The sequence below is a fragment of the Paracoccus benzoatiresistens genome (genome assembly GCF_026913015.1).
Taxonomy (GTDB): Bacteria; Pseudomonadota; Alphaproteobacteria; order Rhodobacterales; family Rhodobacteraceae; genus Paracoccus; species Paracoccus benzoatiresistens.
In genome coordinates this window covers 1-14718 of record NZ_JAPTYD010000072.1, presented here as the reverse complement: position 1 = coordinate 14718, position 14718 = coordinate 1, and the positions used below count along the sequence as shown (strand labels likewise).

11 protein-coding genes and 1 pseudogene are annotated in these 14718 nt (G+C 62.8%); 3 read left to right on the top strand and 9 right to left on the bottom strand.

Going from position 1 to position 14718, the window contains the following annotated elements; all coding sequences use genetic code 11:
* From OU682_RS21530 to OU682_RS21495, 8 genes are all read right to left on the bottom strand, one after another.
* Window positions 1–185 (bottom strand): FGGY family carbohydrate kinase (locus OU682_RS21530; protein WP_268944257.1); only part of this gene is annotated, 185 nt, incomplete at its 3' end.
* Window positions 186–198: 13 nt separating this feature from the next.
* Window positions 199–927 carry an SDR family oxidoreductase gene (locus tag OU682_RS21525; RefSeq protein ID WP_268944256.1) on the bottom strand — a complete coding sequence of 243 codons (729 nt, stop codon included), beginning with the start codon at window positions 925–927 and terminating at the stop codon, window positions 199–201.
* Between the two features lie 14 nt (window positions 928–941).
* A complete protein-coding gene (locus OU682_RS21520) occupies window positions 942–2036 on the bottom strand; it encodes an ABC transporter ATP-binding protein (protein ID WP_268944255.1) in 1095 nt (364 codons plus the stop codon).
* 56 nt (window positions 2037–2092) lie between these two features.
* Window positions 2093–3538 carry an FAD-dependent oxidoreductase gene (locus OU682_RS21515; protein ID WP_268944254.1) on the bottom strand — a complete coding sequence of 482 codons (1446 nt, stop codon included), beginning with the start codon at window positions 3536–3538 and terminating at the stop codon, window positions 2093–2095.
* A 74-nt stretch (window positions 3539–3612) separates the two neighbouring features.
* Entirely contained in the window at window positions 3613–4884 is a 1272-nt protein-coding gene (locus tag OU682_RS21510; RefSeq protein WP_268944253.1) for an ABC transporter substrate-binding protein, read from the bottom strand.
* Window positions 4885–4914: 30 nt separating this feature from the next.
* Complete coding sequence (locus OU682_RS21505) at window positions 4915–5748, bottom strand: carbohydrate ABC transporter permease (RefSeq protein ID WP_268944252.1); 834 nt, start codon at window positions 5746–5748, stop codon at window positions 4915–4917.
* Entirely contained in the window at window positions 5738–6610 is an 873-nt protein-coding gene (locus OU682_RS21500; RefSeq protein ID WP_268942578.1) for a carbohydrate ABC transporter permease, read from the bottom strand. Before OU682_RS21500 ends, OU682_RS21505 begins: the two co-directional genes overlap by 11 nt.
* Window positions 6611–6690: 80 nt before the next feature.
* A complete protein-coding gene (locus OU682_RS21495; protein WP_268944251.1) occupies window positions 6691–7710 on the bottom strand; it encodes a LacI family DNA-binding transcriptional regulator in 1020 nt (339 codons plus the stop codon).
* A 617-nt stretch (window positions 7711–8327) separates the two neighbouring features.
* Between OU682_RS21495 and OU682_RS21490 the strand changes: the two are divergent.
* A pseudogene (locus OU682_RS21490) lies at window positions 8328–9221 on the top strand (recombinase family protein).
* Between the two features lie 1505 nt (window positions 9222–10726).
* On the opposite strand, the gene OU682_RS21485 reads toward OU682_RS21490, so the two are convergent.
* On the bottom strand, window positions 10727–11749 hold the full coding sequence (locus tag OU682_RS21485) for a replication initiation protein (RefSeq protein WP_268944250.1): 1023 nt from the start codon (window positions 11747–11749) through the stop codon (window positions 10727–10729).
* A gap of 859 nt (window positions 11750–12608) precedes the next feature.
* Here OU682_RS21485 and OU682_RS21480 point away from each other — a divergent pair.
* Together OU682_RS21480 and OU682_RS21475 are read left to right on the top strand one after the other, a co-directional pair.
* The gene (locus tag OU682_RS21480) at window positions 12609–13535 is read left to right on the top strand and encodes an AAA family ATPase (RefSeq protein ID WP_268944249.1); all 927 of its coding nucleotides are present in this window, start codon (window positions 12609–12611) and stop codon (window positions 13533–13535) included.
* Window positions 13532–14482, top strand: a complete 951-nt coding sequence (locus OU682_RS21475; RefSeq protein ID WP_268944248.1) for a ParB/RepB/Spo0J family partition protein — start codon at window positions 13532–13534, stop codon at window positions 14480–14482. Before OU682_RS21480 ends, OU682_RS21475 begins: the two co-directional genes overlap by 4 nt.
* The last annotated feature ends 236 nt before the right edge of the window (window positions 14483–14718 follow it).

Sequence of the window (14718 nt, the reverse complement as noted above, 5' to 3'; positions counted from 1 at the left end):
TCGCGGGTGGCGGCGCAGACGGCCGACCAGATGTCGTCGCTGGACTGCTCGGCGATCCCGGCCCCCTCGCGCCACAGCATGATGTCGCGTTTCGCACTGGACAGCATGCGGCCGCGCGCGTCGAACAGGCCCGCCCGCGCGCTGCCGGTGCCCACGTCGATGCCCAGGAAGATCGGCTCTGTCATGATCGTCCCTTCCCTACAGATCGACGCTGTTGGGCAGGATCACTAGGTCGCGGATCACCACGCCCCTGGGCCGCGTCAGCATGAAGATCACCGCCTCGGCGACCTCGCCGGGCTGCATCAGCGAGCCGTTGGCCAGCGCCTCCTCCATCTTGGCGCGCGGCCAGTCGTCCAGCAGCGCCGTCACCACCGGGCCGGGCAGCACCGCGCCCATGCGGATCCCGTGTTGCGAGACCTGCCGCCGGGTCGCGTGCAAAAAGGCCTGAACCGCGAATTTCGAGGCGGTATAGACCGGCTCCCAGACCACCGGCACCACGCCCGCCACCGACGAGGTGAAGATGATGTCGCCGCTCTTGCGGGCGATCATGCCGGGCAGCACGGCGCGGACGCTGCGAAAGGCCGCGTTGATGTTGAGGTTCAGCATCCGGTCCCAGGCATCGGGATCGCCCTCGGCCGCGGGCCCGCCGACATAGGCGCCGGCATTGGCGTGGAAGATGTCCACCGGCCCGGCGATCTGCGCGATCCGCTCGGCGATCGCATCGACCTGCGGCCCGTCCAGCAGGTCCACCACCAGCGGATGCGCGTCCGGGCCCAGTTCCCGGCAGAGGCGTTCCAGCCGATCCGCGGCGCGGTCGATCAGCACCACCCGCGCTCCCGCCCCCAGCAGCGCCCGCGCGCATTCCAGGCCAATCCCCGACGCCGCCCCCGTCACCGCCGCGGTCTTGCCATTCAAGTCTTGTGCCATGTCCGGGTCTTGCCTCAATGGGGAATTGCAGAGGGATCCGGCAGATCGCTGGCGGGAAACAGCCGCGCGTCCGACGGAGAGAAGGAGAAGGAGATGTCCTGATCGGGCGATAGTTCCAGATCGCCCGGGACTACCGCCAGCACCGATGGGCCGTCGGTCAACCGGATGTTGACCAGGGTTTCCGTTCCCATCCGCTCCAACAGCGCGACCCGGCCATGCAACAGGCAACGCCCCTCGGCGTCGCCCGGGGTCAGGATCTGCGGCCGGACGCCCAGGATTGCCTGGCCCGGCGCCGCGATCCGGCCGGCGGAGACGGTCACCGGGCCGATGCCGGGCGCGGCAACCCGGGCCATGCCGGCATCGACGCTTTCGACCCTGACCGGCAGGAAGTTCATCCGCGGGCTGCCGATGAAGCCCGCGACGAAGGCGTTGCAGGGGTTGCGGAACAGGTCGATCGGCCGACCCACCTGCTGGACGACGCCGCCGTTCAGCACCACGATCCGGTCGGCCAGCGTCATTGCCTCCACCTGGTCATGGGTCACATAGATCATTGTGGCCCCCAGGTTGCGATGCAGCTTGGCGATCTCCATCCGCATATCCATGCGCAGCGCGGCATCCAGGTTGGACAGCGGTTCGTCGAACAGGAAGACGGACGGATCCCGGACAATCGCGCGCCCGATGGCGACCCGCTGCCGCTGGCCCCCCGAAAGCTGGCTGGGCTTGCGGTCCAGAAGATGGGTGATCTGCAGGATCTCGGCCGTGCGCGCCACACGCTTGGCGGCCTCGGCCTGGGGAGTTTTGCGCAGTGACAGGCCGAAACCCATGTTTTCGGCCACCGTCAGGTGCGGATAAAGCGCGTAGGACTGGAACACCATCGCGATGCCCCGGTCGCGCGGAGAGACATCGTTGGCCCGCTTGCCCCCGATCTCGAGCGTGCCGCCCGAGATCTCCTCGAGACCCGCGATCATCCGCAACAGCGTGGATTTTCCGCAGCCGGACGGGCCGACAAAGACCACGAATTCGCCGTGGCGGATATCCAGGTCCACCCCCTTGATGACGGAATGGCCGCCATAGTCCTTCTTGACACCCGAAAGCCGCAGTTCGGCCATGGCGCTCCTCCTTCTTGGACGTGGCGGGCCCCCGCGGACGAGGACCCGTGGACGGCTCAGGCCGGTATCGCGACGGACTCGGTCTCGGGCGTCAGCCGTTCGCCCATCATGCCGCGCAGATAGGCGCCATGGCTCAGCAGGTCGCGCCGAAGGGCATGGATGTCGACCTGATGGGGACGGATGTCCTGCTTGACGGCCAAAGCGGCGGCCCGGCCCGCAGCCTCGCCCATGGCCATGCAGGTGGCCATGACCCGGATCGCGCCCATCGCCTCGTGCGTTGCCGATATGGCCCGTCCGGCGACGATCAGGTTCTCGACGGTCTGCGGCAGCAGCGAGCGATAGGGAATGTCGTAGCAGTCGCCGGACCACAGCAAGGTGCAGCCTTCGTCCCCGGGACGGTGGATGTCGATGGGATAGGACGCGACCGCAATCGAGTCCTCGAAATGGCGACAGCCCAGCACGTCCTGTTCGTTCAGCATGTAGCGGCCGACGATCCGGCGTGTCTCGCGGATGCCCAGGAAGGGGGCAGTCTTGGTGAAATGGGCGTTCTCGAAGCCCGGGACATAGTTCACCAGGTATTCCACGATGTCGTCGATCTGGCGCCGCGCCACGATCTCTCCGTTCGACAGCGACCGGGCGTCGGTCCCGTCGGTGCCCGTGACCCGTGTCATGTTGATCCAGGCCTCACCGCGCTTCAAGCCGGTGATGATGATCGTCCGTTCGTTCGGGATGTCGAGGTTGCGTTCCTTGCGCGCCTTGGCCATCAGCTCGCGCAGGCCGACCACGATGAACTGGTTGTTCTGGCCGAAGTAATCGGCGGGGATGAAGTCGGTCAGGTAGGTGCGCGCCTCCTTGGGGGAATTGGCGATGGCCATGCGCAGCTTTTCGGTATCGACATTCGACAGGCAGAACATCAGCGTGGGGGGCTGCATCCCGCCATGTTCGTTGCCCTTTTCGGTCACCACGCCCGCGCGGTGGGCCACGTCGGCGTCGCCCGTGCAATCGATCACGACCTTGGCAAGAACCGCGCTGCGGCCCGTCTTGCTTTCCGTGATCACGCCCCGGATCGTCGTTTCGTCCCCGTCCATGACCACACCCGCGACGAAGGTGTAGAAGACCACGTCCACCCCGGCCTCGGTCAGCATCTCGAGGCCGACGGTCTTGACCGCCTCGGGCTCGACCAGGGTGATGCCCATGTGCAGGGGGCAAGCCCGGTGTTCCGACGCCGCGTCGCGGGTCTTCAGGCGGTCGATGAACTTCTGGGGCAGGCCTTCGATGATCTGGTTGCCCTTCTGGCCCAGAAAGCCCAACACCGGCAGGCCGATCGTCATGTTGCCGCCGACGAAGCTGCGGCTTTCCAGCAACCCGACGCGAAGGCCGTCCTCGGCTGCGGCAAGGGCAGCGATCAGGCCTGCCGGGCCGCCGCCAACGACAAGGACGTCATAGTCGGCGCTGACGGGAATCTCGCGGGCGGGTTCTTGAATGGTCGAAGTCTGTGCCATGGTAAGCAAGGTCCTGATGGATGATCTTGAAAAATGGGGCCGGGCCAGCCATGCGGCCCGGCAGGTGTGCGTGGTCAGGGCAGCAGGGGTGCGACACGGGCCGCAATCGCCTCGACGGCCTCGGCCGGGGACTTGCGCCCCAGAACGGCCAACTGCACTTCCTCAAGGAACAAGGCCTGGGCCCGGGCAGCTTCCGGGAAGGGCGGGAAGGCGCCCCGTCCATTGGCCAGGGCCTCTGCCTCGATGGTGGCCAGCGGGTTCTTGGCAACCAGCTGCGGGTCCGAGAAGGTGGAAACCCGCGCGGGTCCGTTGCCGTTCAGCGCCATGCCCAATGTCGTCTCGGGCGAGGCGACCTGCTTGATATAGCTCCAGGCCAGATCCTTGTCCTTGGCATTGGCGGGGATCACCATGGCCCAGGCCTCGACAACCGTGGCCATCGGCGTCTTGCCCGCCAGAGCCTCGGCCACGGGGAAGCCCACGGCCGTGATCCGGCCCGAGAACTTCGACTGTTCCGGGTCGTTCAACTGCGCGGCACGGGCGAAGGGCAGCACGGTAAAGGCGGCCCTGCCCTGCTGCATCCAGGTCACCTGGTCGTCGTTCTTGGTGGTGGCATAGCTGCGTGGCAGGGCCCCGTTCGCGAACATCCCGGCCAGCACCGTCAGCGCCTGCTCCATCGCGGCGGGATCGGGCAGCAGCTTGAAGTCCGGGGTGAGGAAATCGCCGCCGAAGGCCCGCGCGAACATCACCGGGAAGACCGCCAGATCGGACGCCAGGATCATGCCCGTGGCAATCTTGTCGTCCGTGATCTTCCGGGCCTGCGCCACCAGTTCCTCAAGCGTGGCGGGCGGCGCCGAGAAGCCCGCCTGTTCCAGCAGGTCCTGGTTATAGAACAAGGCCTGCGTTGCGGTGCGGACCGGGATGCCGATCAGCTTGCCGTCGATGGTCATGCCCTTGATCAGGCCGGGCGCGATGTCGGCAAAATCCGCGATGGCGTCCTTTTCCATCCAGGGGTCCAGCGGCTCGAAAAGCTTCGCGATCTCGGAGGTGGGGCGGTTGTCCACCAGATAGCCCAGGCCGAATTCGGTTTCCGGCAAGCTGGCTTCGCGGAACAGCCGGTCCATCAGAGGATTGGAATCAAAGGTCGTAAAGGCCAGGTCCGCGTCATTCGACTGCTTCCAAGCCGCCATCAGGTCGGCTTCACCCTCTCCCAGCGAGGTCTGGTGGACCCGGTGGCTGAGGATGTTGAGCGTCTTGCCCGCCGCCAGCGAGGGTGCGGCGGCGATCAGCGCCAGGGTGGCGGTTGCTCCGGCCAGAAAGCCGCGTCGGTTCGTCTGCAGTGTTTTCATGATGGTCTCTCCTCCCCAAAGAAAACGTCGTCAGCCCTTGGTGGCGCCTGCGGTCAGCCCGGCCACCAGATAGCGGTTCATCAGGATCACGAAGATCAGCACCGGTGCGAGCTGCACCGTCGAGGCCGCGAACAGCACGCCCCAGTCGACCCCGTCGATGGATCCGATCATCTCGGATATGACCAGGGGCGCCGTCTTGGCGTTGGTCCCGGTGAAGATGAAGGCGAACAGGAATTCGTTCCACGCGAAGACGACTACGAAGACCGCCACCGCCAGGATCCCGGGCGCGGCCAGCGGCACGATCACCCGGCGCAGGATCGTCAGCCGGCTGGCGCCGTCGATGGCCGCGGCCTCGTCCAGGTCGCGCGGGATCTGGTCGATGAAGGTCCGCATCAGGACCGTGCCCAGCGACACGAAGAAGGTCGCGTAAAGGATGATCAGCACCAGGTGGGTATCGGCCAGGCCCAACCGGTTCACGATGGGAAACAGCGGCAGCGTCACGACGATCGGCGGGATCAGGCGCACCGCGATCAGGCCCACGATCGACAGCTCCAACCACCGCGCGGCATGGCGCGAGAACACATAGCCCGCGCAGGTCGAGGCGATGACCGCCAGAAGCGTCGCCCCCACCGTCACGATGGCCGAGTTCGCCAGGCCCTGGAAGAAGACACCCCACTGCGTCCACAGCGTGACATAATGCTGGGTCGTCGGCTGGAATGTCCATTGCGGCGGCACGGCGAAGATGTCCTGCCCGGGCTTCAGGGACGACGAGACGATGAAGACGATGGGGAACAGCGACCAGAACAGGATCGCCACCACGGCCACGGCCTTTCCCAGCCGGATCAGGACGGTTTCAGCGCGCATTCTTCACCTGCCGACGCAAGAGCCAGATATATCCCGAAGCCAGGACCAGCGAGGCCGCCACCATCAGAAGGGCAGTGGCCGACGCGGTGCCGAAGGCGTTGTAGCTGAAGGCTTCCTGATAAAGGTAGACCGCCACCACCTCGGTCGATCGGGCCGGCCCGCCACCGGTCAGCAGCCAGACTTCCGAGAACATGCGGAAGGCGAAGATATAGCGGAACAGAAGCGCCACCAGGATCGCGGGCCCCATCAGCGGCAGGGTGACGCGCCAGAAGCATTGCAGCCGGGTGGCGCCGTCGATGCGCGCGGCCTCGTAGAGGTCGGAGGGCATGGCAAGCCGGGCCGCATAGAGGATCACGAAGGTGAACGGCAGATGCATCCAGATCGTCAGAAGGACGATCATCACCGTCGCGTCCACCGGATCATAGGACCACTCCAGGACGGGCAGCCCAAGCCCCTGCATCAGCAGCGTGATCGGCCCGATATCCAGGTCGAATAGAAAGCGCCACATGGCGACCGCCACCACCTCGGACACGGCATAGGGCGCCAGCACAGCGACCAGCAGGATGCGCCGGAACGGGATGCCGCTGTTGAAGAGCAGCGCCATGCCAAGGGCCATCAGCATTTCCAGATGCACGGCCACGACAACGATCACGACCGTGTTCCACATCGCGCCGCGGAAGGCGGGATCGGACAGGACGCGCAGATAGTTGCTCCACCCGGTGAATTCCGGCGCCTGTCCGAAGCTGGACACGTGAAAGCTGAGCCAGACGACATAGATCGACGGCAGGATCACCACGACCAGCAGCAGAAGCTGCACAGGCGCCAGCAGGGGGACAACCCCCAGGAATGTCGTCTTCCTCACCATGTCCTCCCCAGCCGGACGAACCGACCGCTTCCTGTTTCAACCCGGGCCTCTCCCCGCCCGGCTTCGCTGTGCAGCAACTACGCGGTGTCGAGAACCCTGCGGGAAACGCCAACCGAATTGCGCCGCTGCAAGGGCGCATCCAGAACGATGCGGACCGCCGCGTCCGCCGACCCGCCGATCCGGGTCATCAGGCAGGACCAAGCGGACTGCGCGATATCCGAGATCGGCTGACGCACCGCAGAAAGCGGCACCCTGCGCGCCGTCATCCAGGCATAATCGTCAAACCCGACAAGCGACACATCCGCCGGCATGTCGATCCCCGCCTGGGCAAAGGCCGTCAGCGTCGCCAGGGTCGTGACGTTGGTCGTGGCAATCACGGCAGTCGGATGCCCCTCGCGCGCAAGGAAGGCGCCCAGCCGTGCGGCCCCTTCCTCGACATCCGTCCCAAGTTCGACGATGCGGGGCGCGACCCCTGCCGCAAGGCAGGCATCCGTGATGCCGCGAATACGCTCGGCGATGGGGCGCAGGCCTGCCACCGAAGCGGCGATCAGGATCTCGCGGTGGCCCTTTTCCAGCACGTGCTGGGCAGCCTCGCGGCCGGCGGCATGGTTATCCACGACCACGGTGTCGACGGGCAGGTCCTCTTCGCCGATCCGGTCAACCAGCACGACCGGCAGGGCGACCATCTCGCGTCTCAGCGTGTCGGGGATCGCGTTGGTGCAGGGCACCGCGATAAGGCCAGACGGCTTCCACCCCAACAAGGCATCCAACTGCGCGGCCTCTCGTGCGGCATCGTCCCCCGAAGTGGCAACCAGCACCTGATATCCATCAGCCTCGGCCAGCTTCTCCAGATCCGAAACAAGCGCGGCAAAGAATGTATCGGCCAGACTGGGAACCAGAACCCCCACCACCTTGACCCGGCCCGTGCGCAGTTGCGAGGCGGCGATGTTCTTCTGGTAACCCAGCGTCCGGGCGGCCTCCTCCACGCGCCGGACCACCTCGGGACTGACAGCCTTCCGGCCGCTGAAGGCATTGGAGACGGTGGCAATGGACACCCCCGCCTCGGCTGCTACGTCCTTGATGGTGATTGCCGTCATAACACTCATATAAACGTTTAACCTGATAGTAAAACGTTTATCCATCAGTGCTTCATGTTGTCAAATAAAAAGTATAGGAAGCCTGCACAGACAGTGGCTGACTTATGTGCATAGCTGTCGCCACCGCTGAGTTGCGACGCCCGCTGAGTGCTGTCGATAACTGGTCCTCCGTAACCGAGGCAGATTTCCGGGCAGCCAGTCGTGCAGCGATCCGCCAGCTCTATCCCTTGCTAACTGAATCAGCCGCTAAGCAACCCTTCTGAACCACACTACCCGGAGATCTGCCCCACTTACTGCTCCCCCTGCCCTCATCGAGATCCATAATGAAAGACTATTTTATAGCTATATCCGCCATTCAGGCCCGTAATGCGGTTTACTGGAACGGCTTCTTAAACCATGCTGCTATCTACTAAAGCACGCCTCAAGTGACACAGATGTCGAGCGGGAGGTGCCAAAAGATAAGGTGCTTCAGACAGCGATAGCGCGAAGAAACGCTGCATCCTTCGCCTGACTCGACCCGGAAGAGACTTGCTATGCAACGGTTCACAAACGACCGTTTTTTACCATCTTTCATCATTGTAAGCGGGCCTTCCGTCCTACTCTACCAGAGGCCTTCCATGTCACTGATCGGTTATGCCCGCCTCTCGACGGGCGAACAGATGCTCGATCCGCAGAGGATAGAACTCCGCGCCGCTGGCTGCGCCGTCATACACGAGGAGCACGCCACGGGGCCGACCGCATGCGTCCGGTGCTTGGACGCCTTCTAGCCACCATCGGGCCCGCGACACCCTTGTCGTGGTGCAACTGGACCGGCTGGCCCGCTCGCTTGTCCACCTCCTGCAGGTGATCGATCTCCTGAAGGCGCGCGGCGCGCATTTCCGCTCGCTCGGCGATCCGATCGACACAACGACGCCGCAAGGCACCTTCTCGCTGCAGGTAATGCGTGCGGTGGCGGAGCTGGAGCGCGCGCTGATCCGTGAACGCACCCGCGCCCGGCTGCGTGCGGCAGTGCTCAAGGCCGGGTGGGCGGCAATCCGGGCCTGCGGGCAGGCGACCGCGACGCGCTGCGCCAGTTTCGGGCCGCGCGGGACGAGACCTATTTCCGCAAGCTGGAGGCCACGGCCGAAACCTGGCTGTCCCTGGTGCGCCGGAACCGCCCCGACATGGCCTGAGAGGATCTGGCGCGACTGATCACGGCGGGCGCAGGCCCAGGTCCCGCGCCCTGGTCAGCGGAGCGGCTGAAGCGAGCGGCACGGCGATACATGCGCGGCGGGCTGCTGCCGGCATCGGTACTGGACCGGGCGCCACGCCGCGAAGCGGAGGACCGGCTACTGGCTATCGTGGCGGGCATGCGCCACGCCGATCCCGGCCTAACGCTGGCGGGCATCGCCGTGCGTCTGGAGCAGATGCGCGAACGCACCTCAAGGGGGAACAGGAGATGGTATCCCTCGACCGTCAGGATGCTGCTGCAACGAGCAGACAGAATGGGGATAGACGCAACTTCACCATAGGAGTTGTGGTGTTCTATTTTCACGGTGATCAGAACGGTCTTGCCGGTCGGCCGCAAGATACCATCAGGCCCCTGCCCTTCCCAGTGGACTAGGACGATCAGATCGGCTGGCACCGAAGCATGGCTGTCGCGCTTCGCTCACTCTGCAGACGACGTTGCAGACATTGTCTGCCAAAAGCGAAGAATGCCTGAGGGATCTGATTACAACGCCGACAGGACGCCTGAAGGCGCGCCTTTCATGGTCGGACAGAAAGCCCCACATTAGATCCCAGAGCGTACCGCTCTGACGCCTGTCGTCAAACGGCACGAAGATCACCTTGTACCCGCTGAGGGTTGAGCAGTTCCACGAGCCATGCCGACCGATGACCATACCGCTGCCAAAGCCCGGCGGGGTGCCTTCGGGCATCCAGCACAGCATAGTGATTCAGTGTGGCCGCCAAGGGCGTAATCCCAGTCGATTGCGCTTGCCTTTGCCCAAGGCCTTTGTCGGTCGTCTCGTCTCAAGAGGAATAGAGCTATCCGTAGAAACCCCGTCCTGCACCGATGTCAGATAGTCTGTAGGGATTTCTTCGCCTAGGTCATCACGCTCGTTCACGACGGCACACTGCACCTGCGTTTTGAGTTGCCACGCATCCCGACGGGTTTGCGCAGCATGGACGCGAAGACGCGGGTCTTCCGGCGGCAAGATCCAATTTCCAGATCGCGGAGCCCGCCTCCTCGGCCGCCATGCCCTTCGCTAATATTGCTAAGCGAGCCGACGATGGTATGGATCAGGGTCTTGTTGGGGGAAACAATCAGCCTGCCGGGCGAGTCCTAGCTTGGCTTGAAGTCCAGCTGCTTTCGGCCGAGGCCGGTGAGACGTGTGCGACCGTCTTTATAAGGAAAGGCGACAATGCCGTCCCTGTTTCCCATGTAGAAGCTGCTCCGGAGAAGAGCCATGCCGCAGGGATGGTTCTGCCCTTCCAGGAACATCTGGCGGGTTTCGCGACCCGATCCCGTCCGTATTGCGCTACAAGGTGGTGCGGTTGCCGCTAATCCCGACTGCGTTGTCGCGGCGCATCGCCGTCTGTTCGACGCGATCCAAAAGGGGCTTTGGCAGGTCCTGCTTGTTCCCTGACTTCGGCAACCAGCACGTCGCCATTCGTCAAGACCTCGATCCAGCGGGGATGATCCAGGCCAGAGGTGAACGCATTGACCTTCAGGCCAGGCGCCGGCTTTGGCAGATGGCCGGGCACCCGGCCCTTCGACATGGGCTTCTTCAGGGTCTGACGCCCTGCTCCGTCACCTTGGAAATGACCGGCACCGTGCCGATAGCGGGGCCAAGGCGCCGCGGCGCCACCATGACACCGCCAATTGCCTGCACCAGAAGATCTCTCATCTGTCCTGCGATGTTCCGGGCGCCACGCTACAGCAGCGCGGGATGTAGTCAAACGCGGAGCATCGGCTGGGATCGAGGGCTCCAGGGCCCGAGGTCTGCCCCTTCCAGAAATTGCCAATTGGCAATTTTCAGATCGGGTTCTTGTCGGCATAGCTTCGCAGAAAAGCTAGGAAGGCGCGATCCGGGTCTTTTGGAGGCTCTTTAGACACACTCCACCTGCGCCATTCGCCTTCTATGAAATAGATGTCAAAGCCGGGATGACGTAGCCTCGCAGTCTCGTAGGTTGCCGTCTGCAGGGACGGGCCGTGACTATCAAGCCAAGCCGGCCGGGGCCGCGCGCCCTGACCTGCAACCACCTGCTCGGTCCGGCCCTCGGCCTTGATCCGCCGACCCACTTTGGAAAACTGCAGCGCGCGATCCGCTGCCCCGCCGGCGTCGCCGTCCTTGCGCCACCACCGCATCTCGACATGGGTCACGGCCCGCCCCGTCTTGATCGGCGACATCTCGACCATGAAATCCGACAGTGCGTTGACCTCGGCGACAGCCGGGTCGATGGCGCGCAGCTTAAGGTTGGACCAGGACGAGAGCTTGCCCTTTGGCACACCCATGATGCCCCGCAAGGAATCGAGCGTGAATCGTTCAGACGATTTCCAGCGCAAGTTTCCACGTTTTTGCACCATCTCGTACAGGGTCAAGGCGTATTTGGAAGACAAGGCGAACATCACCTCACGCTGTAGGCGCGCGAAGATCTGGCTGTTCCGGATGATTTTTCGCAGCCGAGCGGGAATTTCGTATTCCAGCAATCCGTCGCTCCGGCTGCTTTCAAGGTTTCCACCCAAAAGCTGGACACGTTCGACCGCTGGTTCTCCCTCCCAGGTCACGGCAACTTTGACGATTGCGGACATCAGCCTTTCAAGGCTTTCGCCCACACGGTCATTCGAATTGTGGCTACCGCGCAGAACGGACTTGGCAATGACATGGGTCACGGGCTTGTCAATGGCATCCCAGGCGTTTTCCAGAAGCTGGTTATAGATCCGGCGGTCGTTAAGGGTCAGAGGCGTCACCTCGACAAGGTCGACAAGTTCGCCCGGCTTGACCAAACTGTCGGCGTTAGGCCGCGCCTCTACCGTCCGAATCGATGCGTCTGCCACAGTTCACCTTACGTCTGGAACCTTACTTTTGTAACTCTATGAAGGTAAGCATTCAAGCGCGTCATCCAAAGAGGCGCGGGTATCACCCGAAAAGTAAGGGCAGCCTTGTGCAGCTTCGGCCAGGAGATTTGCAACACACTGCTTTTGTAGGGTAATTTCTATCCCCACCAAACGTGCATCCTGACGTCCAAAATGTAAGTCTAGGGCAGAACCCACCCTGTAAGGCACACTGTCCCGAATCGTAAGAAATATCCTCCCCGAAAGTAAGCCGCAGCGCCCCGATATGTAAGTTTATCAACAAAAACCCTTAGACAAACAGTTACTTGTCTCCCGTGAATCTGAATCTGATGAATCTGAACAAGAGGTAGGCTTTGTTTTATCCACAGATCCCAACAGCGCCGACTTAAGATTGCTTACAAAATGGGACGAACCAGCCCTGCCATTGCGGCACACAAGCGCCAAAACCACTCCTTCCAAGGCGATTCGCAAACTACCGGTTTTGGCCAACTTCGATTCGAAAAACCGAACTTTACGCGTTGATCGCTTTCCGACATAGTGCAGCGAATAAAGCAGCGAAGTCGTAACAATGAACCCAGCTCTACCTCCCGTCACGCTGGACGAGCTTGCCGTCCTTAGCCAGCGTGCCTCGACAGTGATCGAACGATTGAGGGAAAGGGTGTTTTCGCCCGGAACACGAAAGCAGTTGGACCTGCTCTTCAACGTCCGTACAGCAGCCGAGATGGTTGGCCGGTCGGAAAAAGCAATCCGTGATGCGGAGGCCGATGGGCGGCTTCCTGAACCGGCCAAGGATGAGACCACCAACCGCCGCCATGGATACGGTCTTGCCGAGGTAAACCGCATGCGAGAAGTTTTCGGTACTCTTCCGCACCGCGACCCCGGTGATCCACCGCTGATCATGGCGGTGCAGAACTTCAAGGGCGGCGTCGGCAAGACTACCCTGGTGGTACATCTGGCACAATATTTCGCGCTTCGCGGCTATCGCGTCTGCATCATAGACTGCGATTCGCAGGCCTCGACGACGGCGGTCTTCGGGCTGAACCCGGATGTCGACGTGCACGAAGAGGAAGATACGCTTTACCCCTTTCTGCAGCATGGAGGCCCAAAGTCGCTGCATTATGCACTGCGGGCGACCTATTGGCCCGGCATCGCCTTGATCCCCGCGAATCTGGGGCTTTATGACGCGGAATACGAATTTGCCGCCCGAATGGCGCGCGATCCGGCCTTTATACTTGACCGGTTGCGCGACGGCGTAGCGTCCATTGCGGACCAGTTCGACATCATTCTAATGGATCCTCCGCCCGCGCTTGGGATGCTGTCGCTTTCGGTGTTGCGTGCGGCCAATGCCTTGCTGATCCCGGCACCGCCCAACAATATCGACTTCGCTTCCACCGCGCACTTCCTGAAGATGATGGAATCGACCCTAGCGGAACTGGCCCGGCATGGCGGGGCGCGGGAATACAGCTTCGTGAAGATCCTGACCTCCAAGATGAACGACCAGAAATCCGCGCATCAGGCCATCAAACGCATGATGGACGCGGTCTTTCCCCAGGACATCCTGAACGTCTCGCTGAAGGATTCGGCCGAGATCGATAATGCGACGGCCAACTTGATGACGGTCTACGAACTGACAGGCCCCGCAACCCGGACCGAGACGCACAAGCGCTGCCGGGCCTATCTTGACGCAGTTGGGCGCGAGGTCGAGCTGCTGGTCCGCAAGACTTGGCCAAGCCATCACCGGCAGTTGCGCAAGGAGGGCTTGTTGTGAGCAAGCGGCACGATGCAATCTTCGACGATGTCCTGAAAAACCTGCCTGCGCCGGCGACGCCGGACCGGGCCGGAGCGCGGTTCCTGAAACGGACAAACGCCTTGTCGGAAACCGGCGAGCGCGAGGAAAAGGTGCTGAGATGGGTCGATCCCGCAAGCTGCGTGATGTGGGCCCGGCACAACCGGGCCTATAACTTGCTGACCGAGGAAAACTGCCGTGAGCTGATCGACAGCCTCAGGTCCCAAGGACAGCAGGAATTTCCCGCGATCGTTCGCAGGCTGCCGGTGGGGCAGGGGGCGGAATACGAGGTCATCTGCGGCGCCCGTCGGCATTTCGCCATAAGCTGGCTGCGCGCCAACAACTATCCCCAGTTCCGCTATCTGATCGAAGTCCGCGACCTGACCGACGAGGAAGCCTTTCGCCTCGCGGATATCGAAAACCGGGACCGCGCCGACCTGAGCGACTACGAGCGGGCCCGGGACTATCTTCAGGCGCTTGGCGCCTATTACGGCGGCAAGCAAAAGACCATGGCCGCACGGCTTGAAGTGTCCGAGGCGTGGCTGTCGCGCTATCTGCATCTTGCCCGTCTGCCAGAGGCTATCATCAACGCCTGGCCTCGCATCACCGAAATCCGGGAACTGCATGCCCGGCAGATACGCCCGATGCTTCAGGATGCTGAGTACAAAGTGCTTGTCGAAGCCGAAAAAATCGCGGCAGAACAGGAAAAGGCTAGGGCAGGGCAGGGGGCCTATGTCGCCGTGCCGAAGGTCCTGTCGCGCTTGAAGGCTGCCGCATACGGCCCCGCGCCCAAGGCCAACAAGCCCGCGCATGGCGTCAGCATCGAAAAGCGCGGAAAAAGGGTTCGGATTGAATTTTCGGACAGCATCAACACTGCCGAACTTCGCTTAGTTCTAGACAGTTATCTTTTGGGCAGAGCTGAAAACTGAAAAATTGCCAACTGGCAATTTCCAGGATGCCTCGCTGCGCGCCTTCCCGGCCTAGTGGATAACAGAGCGATACTGCTGGGCCGGCCAGGGAACGGCCGTCATGCCCGCCTTGACCGCGACCTGCCGGTCGAAGCTGAGAACCGCGCGGCAGCCTGGTTCACTAGGGCGTGTTGACGTTTGAGGGTTTCCAAACTGATCGCTGGCTGATTCAAGGCTGCCAAATGGGAGGCAACCTT

Excerpts from the sequence above, each read along its gene's own strand:
- OU682_RS21525 (WP_268944256.1), bottom strand. The coding sequence starts at position 927 with ATGGCACAAGACTTGAATGGCAAGACCGCGGCGGTGACGGGGGCGGCG.
- OU682_RS21520 (WP_268944255.1), bottom strand. The coding sequence starts at position 2,036 with ATGGCCGAACTGCGGCTTTCGGGTGTCAAGAAGGACTATGGCGGCCAT.
- OU682_RS21515 (WP_268944254.1), bottom strand. The coding sequence starts at position 3,538 with ATGGCACAGACTTCGACCATTCAAGAACCCGCCCGCGAGATTCCCGTC.
- OU682_RS21510 (WP_268944253.1), bottom strand. The coding sequence starts at position 4,884 with ATGAAAACACTGCAGACGAACCGACGCGGCTTTCTGGCCGGAGCAACC.
- OU682_RS21505 (WP_268944252.1), bottom strand. The coding sequence starts at position 5,748 with ATGCGCGCTGAAACCGTCCTGATCCGGCTGGGAAAGGCCGTGGCCGTG.
- OU682_RS21495 (WP_268944251.1), bottom strand. The coding sequence starts at position 7,710 with ATGACGGCAATCACCATCAAGGACGTAGCAGCCGAGGCGGGGGTGTCC.
- OU682_RS21480 (WP_268944249.1), top strand. The coding sequence starts at position 12,609 with ATGCGAGAAGTTTTCGGTACTCTTCCGCACCGCGACCCCGGTGATCCA.